General features: G+C 55.0%; 24 protein-coding genes. All 24 read left to right on the top strand.

Annotated features, from left to right (window positions below):
• Positions 1-133 precede the first annotated feature (133 nt).
• Positions 134-496, top strand: a complete 363-nt coding sequence (locus tag SFC07_RS11060) for a capsid cement protein (protein WP_411208314.1) — start codon at positions 134-136, stop codon at positions 494-496.
• Positions 497-511: 15 nt separating this feature from the next.
• Positions 512-1,414, top strand: coding sequence for a major capsid protein (locus SFC07_RS11055; RefSeq protein WP_411208313.1), 903 nt, complete (start codon positions 512-514; stop codon positions 1,412-1,414).
• Between the two features lies 1 nt (position 1,415).
• On the top strand, positions 1,416-1,790 hold the full coding sequence (locus SFC07_RS11050) for a hypothetical protein (RefSeq protein ID WP_411208312.1): 375 nt from the start codon (positions 1,416-1,418) through the stop codon (positions 1,788-1,790).
• Between the two features lie 326 nt (positions 1,791-2,116).
• On the top strand, positions 2,117-2,425 hold the full coding sequence (locus tag SFC07_RS11045; RefSeq protein ID WP_411208311.1) for a hypothetical protein: 309 nt from the start codon (positions 2,117-2,119) through the stop codon (positions 2,423-2,425).
• Complete coding sequence (locus SFC07_RS11040; RefSeq protein ID WP_411208310.1) at positions 2,425-2,862, top strand: hypothetical protein; 438 nt, start codon at positions 2,425-2,427, stop codon at positions 2,860-2,862. Before SFC07_RS11045 ends, SFC07_RS11040 begins: the two co-directional genes overlap by 1 nt.
• Positions 2,863-2,874: 12 nt before the next feature.
• Positions 2,875-3,555, top strand: a complete 681-nt coding sequence (locus SFC07_RS11035; RefSeq protein ID WP_411208309.1) for a hypothetical protein — start codon at positions 2,875-2,877, stop codon at positions 3,553-3,555.
• A gap of 148 nt (positions 3,556-3,703) precedes the next feature.
• Positions 3,704-4,159: a hypothetical protein gene (locus SFC07_RS11030; protein WP_411208308.1), complete on the top strand. Its 456-nt coding sequence runs from the start codon at positions 3,704-3,706 to the stop codon at positions 4,157-4,159.
• Between the two features lie 107 nt (positions 4,160-4,266).
• Positions 4,267-4,572 (top strand): hypothetical protein, encoded by a 306-nt coding sequence (locus SFC07_RS11025; protein ID WP_411208307.1) that lies wholly within the window; start codon positions 4,267-4,269, stop codon positions 4,570-4,572.
• A gap of 10 nt (positions 4,573-4,582) precedes the next feature.
• Positions 4,583-9,427, top strand: coding sequence for a hypothetical protein (locus tag SFC07_RS11020; RefSeq protein ID WP_411208306.1), 4,845 nt, complete (start codon positions 4,583-4,585; stop codon positions 9,425-9,427).
• Between the two features lie 12 nt (positions 9,428-9,439).
• Positions 9,440-10,330, top strand: coding sequence for a phage tail protein (locus SFC07_RS11015; RefSeq protein WP_411208305.1), 891 nt, complete (start codon positions 9,440-9,442; stop codon positions 10,328-10,330).
• Positions 10,317-12,002 carry a phage tail protein gene (locus tag SFC07_RS11010; protein ID WP_411208304.1) on the top strand — a complete coding sequence of 562 codons (1,686 nt, stop codon included), beginning with the start codon at positions 10,317-10,319 and terminating at the stop codon, positions 12,000-12,002. Before SFC07_RS11015 ends, SFC07_RS11010 begins: the two co-directional genes overlap by 14 nt.
• Positions 11,999-12,406 (top strand): DUF2744 domain-containing protein, encoded by a 408-nt coding sequence (locus SFC07_RS11005; RefSeq protein ID WP_411208303.1) that lies wholly within the window; start codon positions 11,999-12,001, stop codon positions 12,404-12,406. The genes SFC07_RS11010 and SFC07_RS11005 overlap by 4 nt, the downstream gene beginning before the upstream one ends.
• On the top strand, positions 12,399-13,271 hold the full coding sequence (locus tag SFC07_RS11000; RefSeq protein WP_411208302.1) for a hypothetical protein: 873 nt from the start codon (positions 12,399-12,401) through the stop codon (positions 13,269-13,271). Before SFC07_RS11005 ends, SFC07_RS11000 begins: the two co-directional genes overlap by 8 nt.
• 56 nt (positions 13,272-13,327) lie before the next feature.
• Complete coding sequence (locus SFC07_RS10995) at positions 13,328-15,532, top strand: glycosyl hydrolase family 28-related protein (RefSeq protein WP_411208301.1); 2,205 nt, start codon at positions 13,328-13,330, stop codon at positions 15,530-15,532.
• A 100-nt stretch (positions 15,533-15,632) separates the two neighbouring features.
• On the top strand, positions 15,633-17,129 hold the full coding sequence (locus SFC07_RS10990) for a glycoside hydrolase domain-containing protein (protein WP_411208300.1): 1,497 nt from the start codon (positions 15,633-15,635) through the stop codon (positions 17,127-17,129).
• Entirely contained in the window at positions 17,119-17,358 is a 240-nt protein-coding gene (locus SFC07_RS10985; RefSeq protein WP_411208299.1) for a hypothetical protein, read from the top strand. Before SFC07_RS10990 ends, SFC07_RS10985 begins: the two co-directional genes overlap by 11 nt.
• Positions 17,359-17,360: 2 nt before the next feature.
• Positions 17,361-17,855, top strand: a complete 495-nt coding sequence (locus SFC07_RS10980; protein WP_411208298.1) for a hypothetical protein — start codon at positions 17,361-17,363, stop codon at positions 17,853-17,855.
• 96 nt (positions 17,856-17,951) lie between these two features.
• Positions 17,952-18,422 (top strand): hypothetical protein, encoded by a 471-nt coding sequence (locus tag SFC07_RS10975; RefSeq protein ID WP_411208297.1) that lies wholly within the window; start codon positions 17,952-17,954, stop codon positions 18,420-18,422.
• Positions 18,423-18,742: 320 nt separating this feature from the next.
• Positions 18,743-20,002 (top strand): tyrosine-type recombinase/integrase, encoded by a 1,260-nt coding sequence (locus SFC07_RS10970; protein ID WP_411208296.1) that lies wholly within the window; start codon positions 18,743-18,745, stop codon positions 20,000-20,002.
• 170 nt (positions 20,003-20,172) lie between these two features.
• Entirely contained in the window at positions 20,173-20,715 is a 543-nt protein-coding gene (locus SFC07_RS10965; RefSeq protein ID WP_411208295.1) for a hypothetical protein, read from the top strand.
• Positions 20,716-20,844: 129 nt separating this feature from the next.
• Complete coding sequence (locus tag SFC07_RS10960) at positions 20,845-21,057, top strand: helix-turn-helix domain-containing protein (protein WP_066564953.1); 213 nt, start codon at positions 20,845-20,847, stop codon at positions 21,055-21,057.
• Positions 21,057-21,479, top strand: coding sequence for a hypothetical protein (locus SFC07_RS10955; RefSeq protein WP_411208294.1), 423 nt, complete (start codon positions 21,057-21,059; stop codon positions 21,477-21,479). The genes SFC07_RS10960 and SFC07_RS10955 overlap by 1 nt, the downstream gene beginning before the upstream one ends.
• The gene (locus tag SFC07_RS10950; protein ID WP_411208293.1) at positions 21,370-22,341 is read left to right on the top strand and encodes a bifunctional DNA primase/polymerase; all 972 of its coding nucleotides are present in this window, start codon (positions 21,370-21,372) and stop codon (positions 22,339-22,341) included. The genes SFC07_RS10955 and SFC07_RS10950 overlap by 110 nt, the downstream gene beginning before the upstream one ends.
• An 8-nt stretch (positions 22,342-22,349) precedes the next feature.
• Positions 22,350-23,732, top strand: a complete 1,383-nt coding sequence (locus SFC07_RS10945; RefSeq protein ID WP_411208409.1) for a VapE domain-containing protein — start codon at positions 22,350-22,352, stop codon at positions 23,730-23,732.
• Positions 23,733-24,484 lie beyond the last annotated feature (752 nt).

Raw genomic sequence — 24,484 nt, 5'->3', positions numbered from 1 at the left:
CATGCCTACGTGCTGCACAGGCTATCGATGAGCAAGCACCTGATAGTCGAGAAAAAGCGCTTGCAATCACCAAGTTAGAAGAAGCCATGATGTGGGCGAATGCCGCTGTGGCTCGAAACAAGGAAGGTAACAAATGAAAACCACAAACGTTCGCTTTGAGCCAGGTGCGAATATCCCAGCCAAGGCAGGAACTGATCTTGACGCAGGAACCCTCGTCATCGTCACCGCGGGAGGCATTACACCAACCGTCGCTGCTGCGACCGCAGGCTCGATTCCGCTCGGGATCGTGGCTCACGAAGTCAAGCAGGGCGATCTCGTCACAGTTCTGCGAGGAACCGTCGTCGCGGAAGCGAAGGCTACTGGAGCGATTGCAGCTGGCGCTAACGTCGCTGCTGGAGCAAACGGCGTCGCAGTCACAGCACCAGCGGACACCGCGGTAATTGGCATCGCCACTCAAGCAGCAGCAAACAACCTCGTCTACGTCGCATTCAAATAGGAAGGAAACAACCTTATGTCAATTGCATATCCTTTGACCAGCCCTAATGTCGTTGATGGTGCGATCACCGTCGATTTGATGCTGCAGGAACCAACTCGCATCACCAGCTACATCGCTGAAAAGGTCAATGAGCAGCTATTCATTGACAAGCTATTCACCCCAGAAAATGCGGTAGGTGGAGCGATCATCTTCGATCAGACCGTAAAGACCGACACCAAGGTTGAAGGAACGTCGAAGATCCCAGCAGGATCCGAGTTCCCAATCGTGTCATCCACCGACACCGAACCAAAGGTGGAGAAGGTCGAAAAGACCGGCGGCAAGTTCAAGGTCACTGACGAAGCACGCAAGCGCAACCAAGGATCTGTGATTCAGCGTGAATCTCGAAAGCTTGCTAACACGATCACCAGCGATATCCACAAGGGTGGTCTCGAGGCGCTCAAGAGCTCCCTGACCGACCTCGGCAGCGATAAGCTAACCGTTGCTTCCGGTGGCTGGGTTGCGGCAGGAAAGGCAACCTCCGGAACCAAGACCGCAGAGAAATCCGCACGCGCCGATCTGATTCGCGCAGTAGCAGCAGGAGCAAAGACAGAGCTTGGATACGCCTACAATCTTCTCCTCACCAACACCGATGATGATGCAGCTCTCAAGATCGCCCTTGAAAACGACCAGGCAGTCCAGGCGTTCTACGCAAGCTTTGGAATCACCCCAATCGTGACACCACTGCTGACCAAGGGCACCTCCTACCTCGTCGCAGGAGGCGCAGTTGGAACCATGGGCGTTGAGGATCCACTTTCCGCCGAAACCTGGGACGACCGCAAGATCCAGTCCACCTGGTTCCAATCCTGGATGACCGTCGCATTCGGTATCACCGACCCACTAGCAATCGTCGAAATCACCAACGTCGACGGCGACGCCTAAAATGTTCGCCACCATCAATGACCTCTGGGCCAGGTGGCCAGCACATCCAGACATCCCAGAAGAAACCGCAGAAGCCTTCCTCTCGGACGCGTCAGACCTCATCACCGATCTCTTCGAAATCCCATCATCGCCAGACGAAGCACTCGGGCGGACACTCCGTCGAATCACCGTCGCAATGACGCGCCGGGCATTGACTCGCTTTGGTGAGGATGGGTTGGAATCGGTGACTGATTCCCAGGGGCCGTTTTCAACCTCGATGAAGTTCTCAAACCCGGATGGGAATTTGTACGTGACAAAGCAGGAGCGCGAAGCGATCGAAAACGCGCTCGCACCATCTGCAGGGGACTTCGTCGTCACGCAATCTTCTGGGTGGTGAACAGTGGCCAAGGTGAAGGTAACACGGACGGGGAATCAGGACGCTTTCGGAGATCCAGATCCAGACAGCGTTCAATCGTTCTTTGTTGATGGTGCGAAAATTGGGTGGACAACAACCACCCAAGACACCGACCACAAGGCCATCACTATCAGACGTGTCTCCCTGTTTTTCCGGAGGTCAACACCGGATATTCAAGACGATGATCAAATTACCTTGCCGGATGGAAAGGTGTTTTGGGTTGAGGGCGTCGACGCGTGGGAACATGCGCGGATCCCCAACGTCATCGCAGGAACCGAGGTCATTCTCCGAACTGCGAGGACAAGGTCATGAAATGGGATCAAGACGATAGCTTCCTGGATCAATGGTCGCTGGGTGAGGATTGGGCTGCAGTCGCACTCGCGGCAGGACACCGAGCAGCGACACTCTGGGATTCCATCGTTGCTAGGGACACCGGATCCTTGGCGCGTTCCGCTCAAGTGACCTTGCAGGTCCACAAAGGCAAAAAGCATTCCGCACTCTATGCAATCGTGTCATCGAACGTCGAATACGCGGTTCCTCATGAGTTCGGCAATGAACAAATCACATCGCCAGGTCGAGAATGGCACCAAGTGCTCAACATGCTGGGAGGTGCATAGTGGTTCAAATCCCACAACATCTAGCAGAGCGCTTCGCCGACATAGAAGCCCTCGTGATGAACGCATTGACGCCAGCACTCCAGCAATGCAGTCCACCGGGTCGAGGAGTCACCGCACTCCCAGACGATGCCTCATCAACACTCGACGCTGGCGGATTCTTCGTCCTTATCACCAGAGTCGGTGGTGGAATCCCACCGAACCAGCGAGCCCGCGACGACGCAAACATCGCAGTCTCAGTCCTGTCCGCGACGCGCCGGGATTCGTGGTTGGTCGCGAATATGGTTCGGGCGCTTTTTGATGATCATCGTCCTGGTGAGGCGGGGATCGCTGATATTGCTGAGTTTGTTGGTCCAGTTCAATCTCCATTTGTGAATCCTGATCGCAGGTTGGTCACGATTTATTTCACAGTGACTGCCGTGAAAACACGGCGGATTTAAGAAAGGTGCACCATGGTTGCAGTTGATTTTTATGATCTGAAAGACAAGAACGATGAGCTTCTCATTGCGCCGCTGAATTTTGCGGTGCTTGTGGGAAAGTTCGGCGAAGTGACGATTCCTGACCGGCTGACGGATGACACTGGTATCTTGCAGGCTCTGCCTGAAGGTTTTAAGACAGTCGGTGAAATCCAGAAGGCCGCTGGAATCACCCTGACACCAGAGCTCACACTGACCGGCCCCGAGGGCTACGGCTCCCGTGGGCGTCGTCGTGACCTTATCCAGACTGAAGGGTTTGGTATTGATTACACGGCGCAGGAGCAGCGTCTCATCAACCTCGAAACCGGCATGGATCTAGACGTTGAGACTCCGGAGTTATCCCCAAGCGAGATTCGGTTCTCCAAGCGTCGTAATCGAAAGATGCCTGAGTACTCCGTTATTTTGATTGGTCTCGATGCCGAGAATGCGATTGGTAAGGACATTTACCCTTACTGGATTTATTCGCGCATGGTTCAAACCGCACGCAATCCACTCAACCTGACTGATTCGAACATCATGGAATACGCGGTGCGTTTGGACATGAAGGAGCTGGAGAGCACTTCCACCTTGATGCCGTTTTACTTTGGTCTTGCAGGCCCTGGTGTTCCAGATTATGCGTCAGCAGTCGGTCTGACCCTGCCACCAGCGGGAAACTAATGGCCCTCGGCGTTGAGCCAACATCTTCTCCTGAGGAACCTTCTGGTTCCACCGAAGACATGTTGTTCAGCGCCGGGGGCACGCAAACTGTCGATGGTGGTTCAAGTTCGGATCCCATCGACTTCTGATTTCAGGGGTGTGGATTCCCGTGGCAGGCCGCCACACCCCTTTTGCCTGCCACCAAACTTCTCAAGAACAATTAAAGAAAGGGCCTGCCATGCCTAAGAAACAAGAACTGACCGAAGCTCCCGAGTCTGAAGCGATCAACAAGTTTGAGGAGCTCCGACGTCGAGTCATTGAATCAGGGAAAATCCAAACCGTTAAAACGACAGATGAACCTTTCATCTTGGGGGCTGATTGGGGCTTCACCACTCCGATTAAAGTTGAGAAACCGAAGTTCACTGCCTCCGAACTGATTTCAGAATCTCTTCGAACCGGCCAGGTTCTCCAAGCTCTCCGTTTGGTCTTTGGTCCAAACATTTCAAAAGTCTTGCCGAAAATTGATGCCTTGGGTGATGAGGGCGGTCCCTCCAGCATTTTGCTGATTGAAGACATTATGGTGCATTTCTATGGTCCTGGTGCCGCGCAGGTTTTTACCAATTAGCCTCCATCGTCGGCAGGAGAGGGAAGCAACTCCGGTGGGATCTCCACCATCATCTTGGACTTGATCTTGATGATTGGTTCCGAGGTGTAAGGGATTGGCGCACGCTGTTGGATCTCATAGACGAGCTGCCACGTGGCAGCCACTATCGCGCGGCCGTCGCTGATGATGATGACATTGCCGAGGCAGTGTTCGATCTAAAACCGCGTTCATCTTCCCCTCCTTTGGAGGATTGGACAGCCGAAATTGAAGCGCTGACCGGCATTCAAGATCTCTTGTTCAGCCTGCTCTACCGCGGCAGTGATCAACGACCACCACGCTTGCCACGCCCCGAAACTGCTATGGATCGCGTTGAGAAACGCAGAATCGCCGTCAAGAAAACGCACGTGTTAAGCCAGCTTCTGCCTGGACAATAGGAGGCCTCAAATGGTGAACTATTCAGCAGGATCAGCATCTATTGCGATCCGCCCAGACCTGCGGGATTTCCGCAAAAAGGTCAAAGCTGCTCTCCAGCAGATCGACTCCGAACACGCGGTTGATATCGTCCCAGATACCGATAAATTCCGCGCAAAGCTCGATGGTTTCCTTTCCTCTGTGGACAGCTCCGTTGATGTTGACGTCAATCTGAACAAGGCGATAACAGCAGCTGAGATCGATCGGCTCGTTCGAAATCGTACTGTTGACGTTGATGTTGACGTCGATACTGCAGCAGCTCAATTGCAGGTTGCTGCTCTTGATCGTCAGGTGGAGTCTGTCAACGGCTCGATCCTGCAGATCGGCGCCAGCAGCGTCCTTATGGGCACGATTGGAACGGTGGCGTCCGGTGCCATCGCCCCGATCACTTCTTTGGCAGTCGAACTTGCTTCAGTGTCTGGTGCATTGGTGCCAATCCCTGCAATGGCAGGCGCAGCAGGAACCGCTCTGGCCGGCATCATGGTGGGATCAATGGGCGTCTCCGACGCATTTTCCGCAATGAGTGGAGACGCATCCGAATTCGAAACTGCACTCGCAGAGCTCGCACCAACCGCAGCCGGATTCATGCGATCAATCTATGGAGTCAAAGACGAGTGGGCGGACATGCAATCCACAGTCCAAAACTCACTCTTTGAAGGTTTGGGCGAATCGGTAGAAACCCTCACCACCAGGCAACTGCCAAACCTCACACAAGGACTCTCAGCCACAAACACTGAGATCAACCGAGGGCTCCGCGCATCAATTGCCCAGTTCTCTACCGAAGCAGCAGCAACAGACTTTTCTGTATTCCTAGACAATTCAGCAAGGTCAATCTCCGGCCTTGCACTCGCAGCAGCACCACTGTCCCAAATCTGGATCGACATCTCCACCGTCGGATCAGAATATCTCCCAGGAATGGCACGCAGTCTAGGCCTTGCTACCCAAGGCTGGTCCACCTTCATTTCTGAAGCCCGCCAAACCGGCCAAATCAATGACTTCATTGAAGGCGGAATCGACTCCCTTGGCCAACTGGCGGGTGTTGCAACCGACCTCGGCGGAACCCTCGTCGGAGTCCTAGGTGCCGCCTACCAAGCTGGAAACCCCATGCTGGACACCCTCGGAAACATCACCCAAAGAACTCGCGATTGGGTTGAAAGCGCCGACGGCAACGCAACTCTCACAAACTTCTTCCAAACCACCTCTGACGCAGTCGCCGACCTCGCCACGATCCTCCCGCCAGTCGCCGAAACCATCGTGAGCGATCTCATCCCTGGATTCGCAGGATTAGTCTCCGGCGCCGCGCCGGGAGTCTTGACGTTCGTCGAGGGCTTGGCGTCTGGGCTGGATAATGTTGGCCCGAATTTGGCGTTGGCTGGTGAGGGAGCAGGCGATCTCCTTGAGGCATTGGCGCCATTGAGCCCTGTTCTTTCTGAGAGCGTCGAGTTGATTGGTGCGGCAGGTTCTGTGCTGACGACGTTGTCGGGGCCATTAGAGCTGGTGGCAAGTCTCCTGGGGGATCATCCGCAGCTGGTGTTGACTGCAGCAGCGGCATGGGGAACCTGGAAGTATATGCCGGGCGTTGTCGACAAGCTTTCAGGTTCGTTGTCTGGTGTGGGAACTTCTGCCAAAGAGGTCAGCGTCGTTGGGTCATCAATCGTTGAGGCATATAGTGCCGCGCGTACTGGTGCTCCGGAGATTGGCCGTTTTGGTGCAGGACTGCAGGTTCTTGGTGGTGAAGGTGGAGTTGCCTCTGCTGCTCTTGATGGAGTCAAGCGTGCTGGTTCTGGTGTCCTTGATTTCTTTGGTGGCCCGTGGGGCGTAGGTCTCATGGCAGCCACCGGCTTGGTAGTTGGGATTGCAGATGCGAGTCATCGAGCCTCTGAAGCTGAAGAGGCTCTAGCAGGGCAATCTTCAGAGGTTGCAGACGCTCAAGCAGGTCTGGTTGCAGCAGTGGCTGGCACCAGTGGTGCTCTGGGAGAGGACGGACTGGCTGCTGCTGCGGAGCTTGCTCGAGCAGAGTTGATAACGCTTGTCGCCACTGGTGAACAGATGGACGGGTTCTTGTCTGACACCGGAGTTCATGCCTGGAACTTTGAAGGATCAGGCGTGGAAATGCTGAAAGAACAGCAGCGAATAAGAGACACTGGCGATGCCTATAAGCGGATGGAAGAAACCGCCTCTGAAATGGGCCTGTCAGTTGAAGATGTCTATCGGGTCGTTGCCGAAGGCGGGCCGCAGTTTAATGAGCTGGTCTCGAATCTCCGGGCAACCGATGAAGCAGGACAGATCGCCGCGGACGAGCTGGAGAATGTTCGGCAGCGTGTCCTGGACACCGTAGACGCTGCTCGTCAGCTGGATCCAGGAATGCGAGAAGCTGCGGACGCTGTCGGAATCTTGGCCGACGAGTCATCGTCAGCAAACGACAAATTTTCTGCGCTGAATTCAATCCTCCAATTGATGGGGTTGGCGCCGAAGGACGCTGAGCGTGCCATGAGGGACGCCTCGGAGTCGATTGCTGAATTGGCAGAGAAAGCTGTTTCTTTGGCTGATCCCATGGGAGCACTGGGTGATTCGCTTTTTGGTTTGGATGGAAATCTTGATACCACCACAGCAAATGGCAGAGCGCTTTTTGACCAGCTTGATGAGCTGGGCGCAACATTGCAGAACGTTGCGGTCAATGGAGGTGATACTGCTGGCAAGTTCGAAGAAATGCAGCCAGTTCTGCAAACTTTGAAGGAGCAGTTTGGCTTAACTGATGCTCAAATGCAGGATCTCATTAATCACTTCGGATTGGTTCCCGAGACTCTGGACATCTTGGTGGGGCTTCAAGGCGCGGATAGTGCACAAGAAGAACTCGCTGCGGTCTTGACAGGTCTTACGGCAGTTGATGCTGGCGCTACCGTTGAGGTGACAACTCTTTCTGATGAAGCTAAAGCACGTCTGGAAGATTTGGGTATTACAGTCACAACTTTGCCGAACGGCAATATCCAAATCACGGACAATGCCTATACCACTAAAGAGAACGTCAAGAAGGAGCTTGACGGGCTAGTAACACACGGTACTCACATTCAAACACTGGTCCAGCAAACGGAGTACATCAACAATGCGGGTGGAACCCAAGCATTGTCGCGTGCAATGCAGGCCAATGGATCCGTGAGATACGCAGCTGATGGGTGGCTGTCGCAGCAAGATGCAATGATCGTCCCGGGTGGATCGTATGTCACCTTCGGCGAAGATGAGACGGATGGGGAATCTTTGATTCCGCATGCAAAATCTAAGCGGCACAAGTCTGAGCAGATTTTGATTGAGACCGCTGGGATCTTTGGGCTCGGAGTCGTCAACAAGAATGGCGAGCTCTTGAGGCGTGATGGGACCTCTGTTGCCTGGGATGGTCGAACCTCATATTTTGCAGATGGTGCTGTCAGGTCCTCTGCTGAAATTGATGATTTCGCTCAAGGTATCGAGGGAAAGCCATATGTCTGGGGCGGTGTGAACTGGGGTGATTGCAGTGGCGCAATGTCAGCAATCGCCCGTTTCGCTACAGGCCTGGAGCCATTCGCTGGGCGCTTTGCAACGGGGAACCAACGTGAAGCGCTCCTTGATATGGGCTTTACTCTGGGAATCGGGTCTCCTGGAGACCTGCGTTTCGGGTGGTTCAATGGAGGTCCGTGGGGCGGTCACACCAGTGGCACACTTCCAAGTGGTGTCAATGTGGAGATGGGAGGAAGTCGGGGCGATGGCCAATACGGTGGAGGTGCTGCAGGTGCGAACGACCCGCAGTACACAGATCATGCCTATTTGCCCGTTTCCGATTCATCTTTCACGGACAGCTATTTCGATGATTCAACCTATGGCTATTCCACCTCTAGGTCTTCGTCGAAAAGCGCCTCTGGGGTGCAGGTTGCCGCTCCACTCCAAGCCAAGTCTGATGCGCCGACGTCCTGGTCTGACGTGGCAGGGATCGCTGCAAGTGCATTTGCGAAGGGCATGGTGTCTGACGCTCTGGGAGTGTTCGGGATTCCTGATTCTCCACCCGCATTGCAGGCCTGGGGAATGTGGCAAGATGCGACCTCCGCGCCGTCATCTGACCGCACAATCCAGTACGTGGACGAAGACGAAATCACCCAGCTGGAGCGAGATCTTGCCACCAAGGAAGAAGAACTCCGAATTGATCAGCTCAAGCTCGGCGAAATGGATGAGAAAACCAAAGCCTCCACTCGCGCCTCTGCAGAGCTGAGCATCAAGAAGAAGCAGCAGGATCTTGATGATCTCCGCAGCGAGCTCATGGCTGCAAGGGTTGGTGATCTCTACAAGATCAACGACGACGGAACACTCGGCTCCAAAGTTGATGAGCAGATAGCCGACTCAACCTATGAGATGCAGCAAGCTGCTTTGAAAAATGTGGAAGCCAGCCTGTGGGAGGCCGTCGTGGGCAAGCAACCAATGAGCGGCATGATCCCTGAGGCGGTCACCGACCCGCTCAAGGAAATTGCCAACCAATGGGGAGTGCCACTTCGATTCGCAATGGGCGGCACCGTGCCATTCATCGGAGGGCCGGTCGCCGACGCAGTCCCCGCACTGCTATCAGCTGGTGAGCATGTCACCAGATCCTTGGTCGCTGATCAAGCCCGACCACTTCTCGACGCCATGAATTCAGATCCAGGGTTTGCCCGCGCTCTGAACTCTGCGGTCATGTCTCCGCAAACCAGCCAAGGTGAAACCACGATCGAGTACCACATTCACGCAGCCAACGCCGATGAAGGTATCCGCAAGGCAGAAATGATGGAGCGCCGCAGGCTCGCAGCTGCCGGAGTCTAAGAAGGAGGTTTTATGAATTTAGAAATCGGAGCCCCACTCACCGTCGACATCATCGGCGTCGACGGATCCAAGTGGCGCGTCTCAGGACCGGGGCAGGGGAGGGAAGGCGTCGAGCTTGCGCTCTCCCCAGAGGCGCTTTTCGACGAAGCCCCCTTCCGTGGAATCTGGCAACAGGGAGCCTTCCAAGAAGGAGCGACCTACATCGGCCACACAATCGAGCCAATCGATATGATCCTCCCCTTCAACATCGTCGGCGATGGAGGCTGGGATTGGGAATATATCGAAGCACGATTCTTCGCAGCTTGGGACACTGATCGTCAAACCGAAATCGTTGTCACCTCCGGAGGAAGCCGTCGCAGGCTCTACGTCCAAAAGTTCGAAAACATCACCACCAAATCAGACAGAGACCCCCGCCTCCTTCAATGGTCAATCATGCAGGTTTCAGCCCGCGCAGCATGGCCTTTTTGGCAGGGCGACACCCTAATATCTGCAGCGTCCACCAATCAGTCGACAGCTGATCTGACCGTCACAGTGGCGAATCCCACAGACCGCCCAATGTGGCTCCAGTGGGTGCTCACCGCGCCGGGGAGGTGGACGATTCCAGATTTTGATTGGGGAGTGGGAGATCACCCCAATCGAAAGATCGTCACACCAACGCTTGCTGCAGGGCAAGCTCTGACGATTGAAACACACCCACTGCGTGAAGCGTATGTCGCTGCTGATGGCAGCAATATCGCAGGGCGGTTTGGTGGCGTCCTGTTCCAGCACTCAGTCCCACCACACACACCACCGACCGATGTGCCCGTGAAGCTCGAAGATTCTACCGGCGGCGGTGCTGTTCAATGTCGCATGCTTCAAGAGTGGCGGCGCGCATGGAGAGGAGAAACCAATGTTGGTGCTTGATGACCGATCATCAGGGTTAGATGCTGAAACCCACGCCATGCTCGAAGCGATTTGGGAAGAGGGGCAGCGGGTTCGGGAACGCCGCATGATGGCGCGCCGAACGCCACCAGTGTCCAGGCTGTGGGATGGTGATTGGAATTTGATCAGCCAGCTTACTGGTGAGATTGATGGGTCGATGAGGTGGAAGCTCAATGACACTGGTGAAGCAACAATCACGATTCCGGCAGGTCATAAGCTGACCCCACGGCTGATTAATCCGCTTGGTGTAACCACCTCTAAGAACGTGCACCTGACTGTCGATAAGGACGGTGCACGCTGGAGCGGGAGATTGTCGAAAGCAAGGTTGACTAAGCGTTCTGATGGTCTCCGTGAAGTGGAGCTGATCTTCCTCCACGACTACGAGGAGGTCAAATGGATTTATTGCTGGCCGAATCCTTTCCTCCCGGCAGCAATCCAGTTCCCGAGAGCGTTCACGCTTGCCGGCCCCACTGCGTGGGTGCTGAAAACCGCGCTCCTCGTTAATCTGCTTCGCCTGGAGGGCAACCTTTGGGCGCTGCCTGATGATCCGCTTGACTGGTATCAGTGGGATGATACTTTTCGCCAGCAGGACTGGAACATCATGGTCAAGCCAGGGCCATTCATCGGAGATCCAACACCCTGGACCATTATTTCTTCACGCATGAAGACATGGCATGATCTCGCCGCGAAGAAGCTTGCCGACGCCCAACTCTCGGTTGAGTGCAGGCGTTGGTTGGATGGCGATCCTGACCCCTGGGAGGGATACACTCCCCGCCACGGGCAGCTCATCATCGACGTTGTCGATAAATCTGGCTGGTGGGGAGACCAAGGAACCTCATTCTTCGGCAGCATCTGGGAGGGGATGGTTCGCACCGTCCAGTCTCTTGCCGGCAACAATGTCGACACTGATATCACAGTCATGTCAGAGCCTGCGGTTGTGCCTGAATACCAGCAACCAAACTGGCTGGGCACTGTGCCGACCGCGCCGTATGTCGTTTTTCGTGATGGTGCGATTAGTGGCGTGGAGGCTGCAAGCTTTGAAATCTCGCCACCGACTGCGGTGCAAATGCTCAACGGCGGACATAGTGCCTATGGCGTGAATGAGGGGATTAGCGCCGCGATCCAGATGGTCGGAAATATCTTAGGAACCGCAGTGCTGGTGCCAACGGCTGGCACAATCGCTGACACCTTTTTGAAGCCGATTTATGAGGACACGCTCTTTGCCTGGACGAGCATTAAATCACTTGTCCGTGCTGACGAGCTCGGGTGGTCGCACTACCACGAATTTTTCGAGCCCGGGGCAGACCGCGCCTACACCCTGTCGTCGTTGCTTTCACTTCGGCAAGCTTTCTGGGAGACCAGGCAAAAAGTCTCCCACAAGCTGGAAGTCAGAGATGGCGCTCCTTGGTTCGTTGGAGATCAAGGCCACGGACACTTTTTCCTGGGGGATCGCATCGGAGCCACCATCAAGCACCTACCTGATGGGCTGATCGTCGTGGAGCAGGTGACCGAGCTGGAATACGCCTGGGCTCGTGAATCCCGTGGGTGGAGCGTGGTGTGTGGCGATCAAACCTCACAGCAATCAAACGTTGAAAAGATTGTGGCAAATGTCCAAGCAGTCCAATCTGCTGTACACGATTTGGGGCTGATATGAGTAACGGAATTCCACTGCAATCTGAATGTGATGCAAGCTCACCTGAAGAGCATGCACTCTGGGCGCTGGTGGGTTTGCCGGGGCCTGGGAAGAATGCGCCACTGATGATGCCACCTCCTGCGCTGCGGGAAATCTCCCAGCATTTGTGGGAATGCGGCTTCAGACATGATCCTGATCTGCAGAAAAAGAAGTACGTCCCACCACGTAGTGCGTCGAATTGGATTGCGTGTGGAGCAGGCAGATGGGTGCCAATCAACACTGTGCTGCCTGCTGAGGACACTGTGCCAGATCTCTCCAGCTGGAGCGTCGAAGAAAAACGCGCACTACTAGCGAATCTTCAATCTGAATTACAGGCCGAAACACCAAACAGTCAAGAGGATAGAGCGGAGGTACACGATGGCTGACCTATCTCACATCGGCGGGGAGATCCCCGATAGCGCTTATGTTGCAGATGGCAGTGGAGACTCCAACGTCAAGACCTTGCAGGGCATGGATGAGGACTCAGTCAAGCAGGCCATGCGCGGTGGAATCGACGAATCTTACGGCGGCGCTTGGGGCCAGCTGTTTAATGGGTTGCTAAAAGGAATTGGCGGCATCATCGGCGGCGCTTTTGGGCTGGGCGTCGGGGCGCTGCAATTCATTGTGGACGGCATCACTGGATTGATTGGTGGCGTCGCCGACGGAATTCGGAGGCAGCTTCCGGGTGGCAACCCATGGACGCCAATTAGTGAGGCTTTCATTGATCGCCAAAATGAATTGAAAGAACGATACGACCTCATCCCCATCGGCTACTGTTCCGCCTACATGGATCGCAATATTAACCTGGAATGGAGCCGTGGTGAACGCCGACTGCCATTCCGTGCGGCTCTCGGCCCATCCAAAGGCGCCCATCTTGACGTCGATATGGAACGCATCGTCTTTGACGTAACCGGCACGTGGAGCATCCACGTCAGAGCCTCCTACAACGGAACCATTTACACCGGTGACGGACGAGTTCACATCGACATCTTCGTCCGCCGAGCAAACGGAGATCTCCACTCCACCTGGCGAGTCCGAGACGCGCCGGGCACCGAGGAAGGAACACTGACGTGTACCGAACCTGTGGTTATTGACGAAGTAGGGATGACTGTCGATGTCGTCTGTAGATCTGGAAACTGGCGGTGGTGGCCTGGAGGGAAACAATATTCATGCCTCGCTGTGGTGCGCGCTGCATTGGAGACCGACAATCCTGGCGTCAATACCGTGCCCGATGAAGAAGCCCCAGCTTAACCCGTTCCATAAACCCACACCATGGTGTGGGTTTTCTTTTTGAAAGGAATTTCGATGTGACAACCGTGAAGATTGACATCAAGACGATGGGTGCGACAACGCACCCCGATGACCGGGTCGTCATGCATGCCCCTGAAGTGCGCGCACGCATTGGTGGCGGGCTGGTATCCACGGCTCCGCTGGAGGTGCCGCTGGTCGATGGTGTGGCGACGCTGGAAAATGTGGAGCCAGGCCCCATGCTCATCAGATTCGAGTGCCTCGGCATTGCCGACACCATGGAAAAGCTGGGCATTGTGCCTGATAGTGGGGTGTGGACGCTTGATGAAATCATCTCCGGCAAGCTCACCTGGACACCTCCGGTAGTGTCTGAGGGCCTGCAAAAGATCATTGATCAGATGAATCTTGCCCTGGATTCCGTCGGGTCTGCTGTGGAGGGGGAGATGGGTGGTTTGATTCGCTCCGCGGAATCAGCTGCACAGACCTCCGCAATGTATTCCGAGACCTCTGCGATTTTCTCAAACTCTGCGAATGTTCGCGCTACCATCGCAGAGACGGCAGCGAGTAATGCAGTGGCGCGTGTGGATGCCCTGGAGGCCGTGAGTGGCCTAGGGCCGTCTACCCCTGTGGATGGCCAGACCGCTTCGCTGGTCCTGCAATCCGATTCCCTGACTCGCAGTGCGCTCGACGGTGCGGTGACTGCACACACTGGGATGTATCCGGTGGAGTCGTATGGTGCTGTGGGTGATGGTGTGGCCGATGACACTGTGGCGATTCAGGCTGCGATTGATGCCGCTACGTCGGCTGGTGGTGGTACGATCTTTTTCCGACCGGGCGCAATGTATTTAGTGAAAACACTGAATGTTTCTGAGGGGATTACGCTCAGTGGTTATGGATCGAAATTGCTCCGACCTGCGAATACGCCGAACTGGGTGCGCACGATCACGAATCAGAATCGTGCTTATGTGGGGCCGAAAGATTCCGAAAAAATGATCATCATTCGGGGGCTAACTGTCGATGGAAATTTGGCTAATCAGGGTGCGTATGAAAACTATGAGTTGCAGCAGTCGATGCTGCTGCAATTCCAGGGAGACCCCACCCAGCCGGGTCGGGTGCGTGTCCTCCTGGAGGATGTGACGACGAATAATTGCGTGTCTGATGGTGTGCATGTATGGCGAAATGTGGACATCACGATCCGCAATCATCGGGCGAATGATTGCTTCCGTGGTGGTCTGGTGGCATCTGGCGGTCACTCGATCATTCGGGTGGAGGGCTATCGTGGTGGCGGCACTATCCGTGGCGCACACATTGACATTGAGATCGACTCAGCTGGATACGGTGGCTCTCTGCGCACCGATATCTATTTGACTGATGCTGTGGAGCTGACGAGGGCAAAATTTACTGACAATTTTGATGGCAAAGCGGGGGCGATTATCCGCTTGGATCGGTGTGTGTTGCTTTCTGGCGTAGTGTGGGTGCTGGGAAGCGAAGAGAAGGGATTTGCTGATTTGCAGGTCAAAAATTCCACGCTTCACACCTATGCGACGCTGTACGGTAATTCGATCATTAACCCACAGGGTGCAATTTTTGAGAATGTGAAGCTTTACGGGCACCATGTGGATGGTGCCACGGAGCGACGAGTCATCAATATCCGCCCAAACAATCTCGGGAAATCACCCACTAAATCATCCATAAAATTCATCAATTGCGATCTCATGGTGGCAGAGCCTGGGGGCAGTAGCCAGTGGATCGGGTATGCCCGTGAGGCTGCTGACAATCTATCCCACACCATGGAAATCATCGGCGGCAATATCACCACAGCATTCCGAGGTGTGCAGCTGCCGTCCGGCCATGCAGTGATTGGTGGCGGGGTGAAAATTGATGCCCCCACCCCAATTTTCGTCAATAATGATGGTGCCAGACCACAGTACACAGTGCTGGGTGACATTAAATTCGGGGCGACAGCGACGCAGGAATTTTTCACCTACGGCTCCGGCGCTCAATCTACCATCGAGCACTCCGGCACAGTCGTGGATGTAGCTGTGAATAATTCGATCGGCACACAGACTGGCTGGGGTGGCCAAATTTACCGAGGCCGCCGAACCCTCCTCGTGGACGCTCCCCCCACAGCCACCACCACCGGAATCAGGGGTGATATCGCCCGCCTGAAAACCCCCGTGGCAGGTGCGGCCTACGAATGGATCTGCACCACATCCGGGTCGACCAATGCCGCATGGAAAGTACTCACCACAATACCCACATAACCCGCATTGCCCTGGCCTCAATAGCCGGGGCATTTCGTAACCCCGTACCCACATGGTGCGGGGTTTTCGCATGCAACAAGAATTTAAGAAAGGAGAAGCTATGAAAATTCTTGATTTTTCAGCTGGACCACCAAATGCACAGGCTATTAAAGCAGCCGGTGCAGATGGTGTCATGCTGTATCTTTCACCGGGGCGTGAGCCATGGATGACGGGCAAAGCTCCATCACGGGCATTCCTTGATTCCCTCGACTCGGAGGGAATTAAATACGGGTTTGTTTGGCAGTTCCGTGCTGGAGGGTCCATTGATTCCGGTGATGCAGGCCGAGGCTATGACGGCGGGTATTCGGACGCATCTGCGGCACTGGCCAAGCTTAATGAGTTGCAATGTTTTGCCTTCCCGGTTCATTTTGCAGTTGATTGGGATGTCACTCTCCCGGAGTGGAATTCACGTGTCGCTGACTATTTTCGAGGTGCCGTCGCCAAGCTTGGTCTCGGGCGCGTTGGAATCTACGGGCATTCTCGTTTGATTGCTTGGGCTAAGGAAGATGGCCTGGTTGCAGAGGTTGCCCCTGGACGGGTGCTTGGGTGGCAGACGAAATCCTGGTCGAATGGTGTCGAGGCCAGCGATTACGCCACGTTGTATCAGCACACTCATAATGTGCCCGGCCCCGATGGCGTGCAGGTCGATATCAACGAGCCATTCTTTGAGGATTGGGGTTGGCGAGGTGTTCCAGACCAGCGGGTTCGACCAGCGTCAACGCCCGTGCAGATAACTGGTGTGGAGTATCCGTGCGATGTGGTGATTGATGCACCTGATTCTGGGTGGCGTGACCCCTATTCGACGCAAGCCACGGTCTTTCACACCACGGAAAACTCCGATAATGCGCTGCCGGAGAATGTTGCCAAGTGGCAGAGCGACCCTGCAAACCAGTCCTCCTACAACGTGCTCATCGGTGCCGATGTAACCGGCGCAAAAACAGTTCGAACCAACCCTGACGACCGGCGCCCATGGGCAGCGGGAGAACCGGGAAACACCCAGGCAATCCATGTCTCGGGTGTCGGCTATGCAAGCCGCAGTCGACAAGACTGGATTAATAATCCCAAGCAGCTCGAGCGCTTCGCTGAAGTGTCGGCTGATCATCACCTGCGATACGGTCGTCCCCTCGTCTGGTTGGAGCCTGCCGATGTGGCAGCTGGGCGAGAGGGTTTCACTTCCCACGGCAACTGGTACCTGGGCAAAGGTGGTCCTGCTTTCCGCTCTGACCCAGGTGAGAATTTCCCCCATGACATCGTGCTTGCACGAGCAAAAGAACTCGTTACTCAAGGAGAAGATATGTCTTTTACTGACGCAGACCGCAAAAAGCTTGATGAAGTCCACGCGGAGCTGACGAAGCGATTCCCCTCGCGATCAGATTTCCGAGCCACAGATTCGCCTGTCGATACTCTTGCTGGGTTTGTCCTAAATGTTGATGCCCGTGAGCATGAAAATGCGGTGTTTAGTGCAGCGCAGCGCACTGGACTGACCGTTGATCAGGTTGTGGAGCAGCTGAGCGCTGGAAAAACCTTTGCAGAGATTGGAGCTGACCATGACAAATAATCAGTCTCAATGGCGACAACCATGGTTTATCCGTCGTGTCGTCTATGCCGTCGTTGCTTTGGCATTGTTGATTGCGGTGGGTGCTGGGTGGATCACTGAAGATCAATCAGCGTCGATCTTGTCCCAGGCTGATCAGCTGCTCGGAGTCTTAGCGGCTCTTGGGTTGAGTGTGGCTTCTGCGAAAGCCAATCCACAATCGGATCTCAAAAACCCAGATCAGGCGGCATAAGTATGGAGTCGATCATCCAGGCAATGCCAAGCCAGGTTGAGGTCGATGTCCAAGATCAGCCGGTTGTTTCGCCGTGGATGACGCTCGTTGTGATCCCACTGATTTTGGCGGGGGTTGCAGTGATCCAAAAATGGGTGCCCACCCGGTCAGATCATGTCACGTCGATTACGACCGCTTATCGCGATCAGATAAGCACGTTAGTTACGCAGGTGAAGACTTTGGTGGAGCAGCAAGCCGCAATGCAGACCCGGCTCACAGAGATGGAGGAAAAAGTCGCGAGGGCTGATCATCGAGGTGATCGAGCTGAAAGGATCGCACATAAAGCTCTTGATCGCGTCGATGACCATGTGAGCTATCTTCAGGTTCGGATTGCTGCTCGGGACATGAATGACCCTGAGAAGGAACTAACACCTTGGGTTCCCGATCCACCTCCTCATCTGATTGATGGGGAGTGGACGCAGCGTCACCGTGCTGATCTAGAGGCGCTAGACGACTAAACATTTTGCCCCACCTTCCACAATCGGGAGGTGGGGCAATTTTCTGTATTCACATGAATAAAGACACCATATTAGATATCCACTATGCTCAGGAAGATGATTGAATCGAAGCTGGAAAAAGCACAAAAACTTCTTCAATTTATCTACGATTTTGAAGCGAATCACCCTAATGAGGAAATTGAATCTGAGATTGAGGCCAATCGTGCCGACGTCAGAGAGTCAGAAATAACGTACTCTGATGTCGATTTCTTGGCAGAGGATCCTTTTGGATCCGGGTTTGGTGGATCTTCTTTTGACCGCAATGATGCCCTGCGGAAAGTTTTTATGACTCACGCACTTCGCTTAGGACTCAGCAAGGAGGAAATCGCAGCAGCAGGTAAATGGCTTGTTGAACGGGGACTCGCAAAATCCCGAAACAGTTTCGTCTTCCTAGGGGATCTTCAGCTCACAAGGGCTGGTGAAGATCTAATTGATTTGGGGATCTCCATTAAAGACTGGTATTTCGGGACTTACCGCGAAGCGTTTTTGAATCGAACCCTCCCCATTGCCAGCTCGGAGGAAGAATAATCGTAGTTATGAGGCTATGCCCACTTTCATCGAGTCTTGAAAGAGGCCAAATCCTTAACTTGGTCAGTCACATATAAGTCATGATTGTCGCCCGGGGGCATGAAACCAAAGGTCAATACAAGAATAAGTTCAATTCCCGGCAGCTCCACAGAAGGTAAAACCCCCGGTCATCACTGACCGGGGGTTTTACTATATCCTTGCTGGTAGTGACCATGTTACTATGTTGCCTACAGTGGCCACAAGGGGCCATGAAGTGAAGTAGTTACGGGAAAGATACGGGAAGCAATTCCCGTTCCCGTCCAAGGTGGGAGGGCAACCTCATGGCAGGCAAGCGACGTACCCGGCGCGCCTTTGGGACAGTGCGCGCTAAAGGCAAGCGGTTCTACGCGGAATACACCGGGCCCGATGGAGCTCAACACACCCCCGGGCATTCTTTTGCCAGTAGGACAGATGCTGATGGATGGTTAGCGACAGAACGCCGCCTCATCGACCTGGAGACCTGGAGTCCACCAGCTGTTCGGAAAGATAAGGCGGAGCAGGATACCACTACTGTGGGGCAGTGGTTGGAGCAGTACCACGTCAACCTGGAGCACAGGCCGAAACCTCCGCGCCTGTCAACGATGCAGAACTACCGCCGTGTGACCACCAATCGGATCACCAACCCCTTATCGCCGGGGGATGTCATGCTGGATATCACCCGGTTAGCCTCCCTGCCCCTGGTGAAGCTGACCAAAGGGGATGTGTACCGCTGGTGGGATGGAGTGCAGCGTGCCTACCCCGATGCCCACACCATTAACCAGCAGGCCTTTAAACGCCTACGGGCAGCGTGTGAAGAGGCTACGCGCCGGGAAATGATTCCCACCAACCCTGTGGATGTGCCCGAGGCAGGCAAACGGGTGCAGACCAAGGAAAAGTACTTACCCGAGGATGGGGAACTTCATGCAATCCTGGAGGCCATGCCCGCGCAATACCGGGTGCTCACCTCATTGATGCTGTTTCACGGCCTGCACATTGGTGAGGCCCTGGCGCTGGAGCAGAGGCACGTGCAGGTGGAGTACCTACCTGCCCCGTGGATGCCGCGGGTAGTGGTGAGGGTGGAGCAGAACGCCCAACGCCTTGGGGGAGATGATGGACGAACGTTTATGTTTATCCAGCCGCCTAAGTCAGATGCTGGGTACAGGGAGGTTCCCATCATGGCTAGTCATGTGCCGTTGTTCCTGGAGCACCACGCCCTGCACCTACCCGGCGCGCCCACGCTGGTGGAGACCTGGCAGGGCCCCCGGCGTGTGTCCTTGTTGACCGCTATGCGTACCGGGGGGTTGATGATGGACACTAGCTATAGAAGTGTGCTCAACCGGGCTAAGGAACGCGCCGGGGTGTCCATGGAGATTGACCCGCATTGTGGACGTAACTGGTTGATCACCCGCCTGGCAGAACAGGGGGCGCACTTGAAAGAGATTGGTCGGTTACTCGGGCAAGAGGATGTAGCGACCATTTTAGATGTGTACATGAAAGTGCGAACAGGCCGTACGGCGACGTTAATGGAGAAAGTGAATTCAACCTTGGAGGTTACGAAGTGATTAAACCTGCCGACATGGGTCTACCCCGTTGGGTGTATAACGGGATTCCAGATCCAGAGAAGTCGCTGGTAAGGCTACTAATGCAAGATAAGCAGCGTTTCAAAAGAACCGCCCAGGTTGTTTACCGTTGCAAGAAGTGTGGCAAAAGCCTGGGATTTGTCTATCCCGTCGTGATGCAAAATCCAGATGAGCCCGTGGAGTTTGGACAGCTCAACGATGAGGGGCACTTGGTGGTAAATGCGCCAGTATGTAGGACGGGAGATGCTGGGCATGTAATTCCGGAGCGTCCAACACCATTTGGGCCTTGGGTGGTCTGCAAGCCAGTGCCACCCGGTTACATCGTGAGGACTTGGTGGTTATTCACCTATCGCAATATCGATCCCGAGTTTGTATTTGTGGATGATGTAACAGGTGATATTGCTTTTGCTCCCGCTGGTGGGGTGAAGGGGCACCGTCCGGGTGAATCTGCGTCGGATGAAATTCACGCTGTGTCTTCGCCGGGAGAGATTACTGTGGCAGGCCAACGTGATGTATGGGAAGTAACCGACCGCAATATATGGAGACAGGAGGAGAAAAATCCACCAGTGTTCTCCTTAGATAATCCCAGCGGTTTAATCATCTGTAGGGACTATGAGCAGGTGTTAACCTTTGCGGAAGTAGAGGCAGATATCGCAAATTATGTGCCTGGACGACCGGTAAATCTACCTCGATAAAATTAAATTGGCAGCGCCGGGCATGTCGGGTACAGTTAGGGCAACGCTGTCGGTTGATACCGTAGACCCAAACCTTGTCAAAGTGAGCGGCTGAGACACAACTCCGATTTATAAGGAGGTGTGTCTGTCGTGTCTAAGACAGCACCCATTTCCCGCCATGCGCGGATGATCACAATTCAGCAAGCAGCCGCCGAATGGCAATTAGGCGAAAGAACCTTGCGCCGGCACATTGCAGAGGGCAGGCTCACTGCCTACCGCGCCGGACGCGTAATCCGGTTAAAGCCCGAGGATGTAGACGCTCTTTTCACCCCCACCAACAAATGGGATGGGGGAGTAGCGTAATGCCTGCGAACTACACCGCCGTGGATGCATTAACCCACACACGGGAATCATTGAAAAACACCCTGGATTGGGTACATGAACACCTGGCAGCTCACTACGGCCTGGAGTGGATCGACGGGGAAAAAAACCTACCCGAGCCCCTGAACGAGGTCATGGCAGCCCTGTACAGCATCACCGATGATGTGACAGATATGGCTGTGGACACCGGTGTCTATCACCGCAATAGTGATGGTGTCCTCATGCGCCCTGTCTACTACTCCAACCACCGTCCCGTATATCTACAGCGCATGATCGGACCAGTGGGCGATCAGAATGAGTGCACCTACCTGGGGCACCCCAACGGCCAACCATACCCCGTGGTGGAGGCAGAGACCCGGCGCGCCGGGCTGCATGTTGTGCAGGGAGGCGGCAGAAATGAATAAAGCCCCTACGGTCCAGGCAGGGGCAGTATCCGGAGTGGTCGACCATCTCCAGTGTAGCAACCTTACCGGTCGGAGTATCCCACTGACGCTTGATGGAGCGCCCGAGACCACGCCCCGCGAACTGTGGTTACCGACCGCTGCACACCGCTATGCCCGACTCGGGTTCAAGATAGGCCCGTTGAACGGAAAAGTGCCCATGACCCCCAACGGGTTCAAGGACTTCACCACCAACCTGGAGCAGATCACCACCTGGTGGGAGAAACATCCCGGCGCGAATATTGGTGCCACCCCACCACCCGGCATGGTGGTGCTCGATATTGATCCCCGTAACGGCGGGTGGGACACCTGGCAACGCCTTAATGCAGACCACCACGTACCGGATACGTTGATGATGCTCACTGGTTCTCATGGTCTGCACTACTGGTTCACGCTCCCTTATGCCGGTGATCTACGCGGTGTAGCCGGGGAGGGCGTGGATGTAAAGACTCACACCGGGTATCTGGTGATGCCCCCGAGTGTGCACCCCATCACCGGGTGGCACTACCTCATAGCGCACTGGTGCACCCCTGTGGAGCTCCCCACGTGGCTACGCGCCCATGTCTATAAGCCTGTCCCCAAGCCAGTACGGGCGCGTCGGGTAGTTCCTGGGGATAGTCCCGGCGCGGGGCTGGTGGCCACGGTGGAACAGGCAGGGGAGGGGCAGCGTAACAATGTGCTGTATTGGGCAGCGTGCCGGACCCTGGAGGATGGGTTAGACCTCACAGCAGAGCTCACCGCCGCTGCACAGTCCATCGGGCTAACTGACATGGAGATACAGCGCACGTTGACCAGTGCCGCCAACACCGTGGGGAGGGCAGCCTAGTGGCATTCATGCCGGAAGAGATTGACCTGAAACCAACACCACCGATGGAAGAACGTATAGCCAGTGGGGAAATTCAAGTGCCCCAAGACCTCACGCCTCCCGCCGATACCGTTGATGAAAAGGGAAACCCTGTGCCCCATGAGTGGGAAAACACCATGGATAACAGGGCGCTACTAGCCATCTTTGCAAACCCTGCGCTACGCGGACTTGCCTATAATCAACTGGCAGAACGCCTAGATGTCATGCCCGGGGCGCCACTGCCCTGGGCAGGTGGGGGAACGGTTAATGCAGCCACACGGGCAACGCTACGAATTTATCTGGGGTCTACTGCAGGAATCAGCAGTGCCCGCATGGTTGATGAAGCCTTGGCAGCACTACCCACTTTTCGTTCCTTTCACCCGGTGTGCGACTACCTCAACAATCTGCCAGCCTGGGACGGAGTGCGACGCCTGGACACCATGTTGGTGGACTACCTGGGGGCAGAAGACAGTGGCTATATCCGCGCAGTGACGCGTAAGACATTCATAGCAGCCATTAGGCGCGCCTACACCCCTGGTTGCAAGCATGACACCATGTTGGTGCTATCAGGTGCCCAAGGCCTAGGGAAATCGGAGTTAGTGCGCCGGGTAGCTAACGGCTGGTTCACCGACCAATTGGGTATCTCAGATATGGATGATCCGAAAAAAGCAGCAGAAAAAACCCTGGGTTCCTGGTTTGTGGAAGTGCCCGAACTGGTAGGCATGAACAAGACGGAAACCAACGCCGTGAAAGGATTCATCACTACACAGGTTGATCGCTACCGGGCAGCGTATGCAGTGGACGCTGAAGACCACCCGCGTGGCTACGTGCTCGTTGGCACAACAAACGATGATGAATACTTACGGGATGTGACGGGCAACCGGCGTTTCTGGCCTGTGACATGTTCCCCCACCCGTCAACACAGCCCGTTCAGTCTCACCGAGGAACACGTTGCCCTGGTGTGGGCAGAGGCCCTGCATTATCACCATGCGGGGGAGCCAACCTATCTCACTGATGAGTTGGTGGAGGTTGCCGAGCAGAGGCAGGGAGAGGCGCGACAGGTTGATGAATGGGAGGGCACCATAGGCCAATGGCTGGATAGGCCTGTATCCGAGGAGTGGGACGATGTGCAGGAAAGTAAGCGTGACAGTTTCCAGCAGCCCCCCGGCGCGACGGGCCGGCAGCACAGGGTATGCGCCATGGAAGTGTGGCTAGAGTGCCTAGACGGAAGTAAGGACAGCTACAATCAGTACCGTCACGGTAAGAGGATTACCAACGCGTTGCAGTCCCTAGGGTGGGTTAAGCCCGATAGAGCTACCCGTGGCGCATACGGGGTTCAAAAGTACTGGCACCGCCCGAGCATGGCCAAGTGACAGGGGCTGTAACCACTGGGAGCAGTCGGTTACACACCGGTTACACCCATCGGTTACAGCCCATAACCCCAGCTCAATACCAATATTTACCTTCATTGTAACCAATGTAACTAGTAAATCTTCAAAAGGTAATTAGATAGCTTATATAGAAAAACTGGTTTCAACGGTTACAAAAACACTGGCAAATTCCCACTGACCTGCATAAACGAGGTGTAACCGACTAGGTGCACGCGCACGGTTACACAGCTATCGCCGGCCCCTCACCACCCGGCACGCCCTGGTGCTCATGCACATGGTCGCGCCGGGTGACCGATCACACCAACGATTGGGAGGCCCCACCGCCGTGGACTTCACCACGCCCAGCCCCGGGTACTGCAACACCCCCAAGGAATGATTAACTGCGTTCCTAGTGGGGTGATCGACAACGGCACTACCCCAACCATGAAGGCAAGATGATGCCGTACCCCACCCGCGTGGAGGAACCTCATATATGGCTGGCGACGTTCTACCGCATTGGTTACCGCAATGCCGCTGGCGCCGGCTTGACCGCCCCGACCAGATCATTTTTGTATCGTGGTGCCAGCATCCGTTTCCACCATGAAAATATATGTGGGAGCGGTATTGTTAACAGACCCGCCTCGCGCACGTAGAGGGTACTTAACGCACATCCGCGTGCCAACATAGAGATCATCAGATTGACTATAAAAGACCTTCAACAGTACCCGCAGGATAACCTTACCTCCCAGATTGAT

Origin of the sequence: Corynebacterium callunae, assembly GCF_046592015.1 — a bacterium.
Lineage (GTDB): Bacteria > Actinomycetota > Actinomycetes > Mycobacteriales > Mycobacteriaceae > Corynebacterium > Corynebacterium callunae_A.
This window is presented reverse-complemented; position numbering and strand designations above follow the sequence as displayed.

Excerpts from the sequence above, each read along its gene's own strand:
- SFC07_RS11060 (WP_411208314.1), top strand. The coding sequence starts at position 134 with ATGAAAACCACAAACGTTCGCTTTGAGCCAGGTGCGAATATCCCAGCC.
- SFC07_RS11055 (WP_411208313.1), top strand. The coding sequence starts at position 512 with ATGTCAATTGCATATCCTTTGACCAGCCCTAATGTCGTTGATGGTGCG.
- SFC07_RS11050 (WP_411208312.1), top strand. The coding sequence starts at position 1,416 with ATGTTCGCCACCATCAATGACCTCTGGGCCAGGTGGCCAGCACATCCA.
- SFC07_RS11045 (WP_411208311.1), top strand. The coding sequence starts at position 2,117 with ATGAAATGGGATCAAGACGATAGCTTCCTGGATCAATGGTCGCTGGGT.
- SFC07_RS11035 (WP_411208309.1), top strand. The coding sequence starts at position 2,875 with ATGGTTGCAGTTGATTTTTATGATCTGAAAGACAAGAACGATGAGCTT.
- SFC07_RS11020 (WP_411208306.1), top strand. The coding sequence starts at position 4,583 with ATGGTGAACTATTCAGCAGGATCAGCATCTATTGCGATCCGCCCAGAC.
- SFC07_RS11015 (WP_411208305.1), top strand. The coding sequence starts at position 9,440 with ATGAATTTAGAAATCGGAGCCCCACTCACCGTCGACATCATCGGCGTC.
- SFC07_RS11010 (WP_411208304.1), top strand. The coding sequence starts at position 10,317 with ATGTTGGTGCTTGATGACCGATCATCAGGGTTAGATGCTGAAACCCAC.
- SFC07_RS11005 (WP_411208303.1), top strand. The coding sequence starts at position 11,999 with ATGAGTAACGGAATTCCACTGCAATCTGAATGTGATGCAAGCTCACCT.
- SFC07_RS11000 (WP_411208302.1), top strand. The coding sequence starts at position 12,399 with ATGGCTGACCTATCTCACATCGGCGGGGAGATCCCCGATAGCGCTTAT.
- SFC07_RS10990 (WP_411208300.1), top strand. The coding sequence starts at position 15,633 with ATGAAAATTCTTGATTTTTCAGCTGGACCACCAAATGCACAGGCTATT.
- SFC07_RS10985 (WP_411208299.1), top strand. The coding sequence starts at position 17,119 with ATGACAAATAATCAGTCTCAATGGCGACAACCATGGTTTATCCGTCGT.
- SFC07_RS10980 (WP_411208298.1), top strand. The coding sequence starts at position 17,361 with ATGGAGTCGATCATCCAGGCAATGCCAAGCCAGGTTGAGGTCGATGTC.
- SFC07_RS10975 (WP_411208297.1), top strand. The coding sequence starts at position 17,952 with ATGATTGAATCGAAGCTGGAAAAAGCACAAAAACTTCTTCAATTTATC.
- SFC07_RS10970 (WP_411208296.1), top strand. The coding sequence starts at position 18,743 with ATGGCAGGCAAGCGACGTACCCGGCGCGCCTTTGGGACAGTGCGCGCT.
- SFC07_RS10955 (WP_411208294.1), top strand. The coding sequence starts at position 21,057 with ATGCCTGCGAACTACACCGCCGTGGATGCATTAACCCACACACGGGAA.
- SFC07_RS10950 (WP_411208293.1), top strand. The coding sequence starts at position 21,370 with ATGAGTGCACCTACCTGGGGCACCCCAACGGCCAACCATACCCCGTGG.
- SFC07_RS10945 (WP_411208409.1), top strand. The coding sequence starts at position 22,350 with ATGCCGGAAGAGATTGACCTGAAACCAACACCACCGATGGAAGAACGT.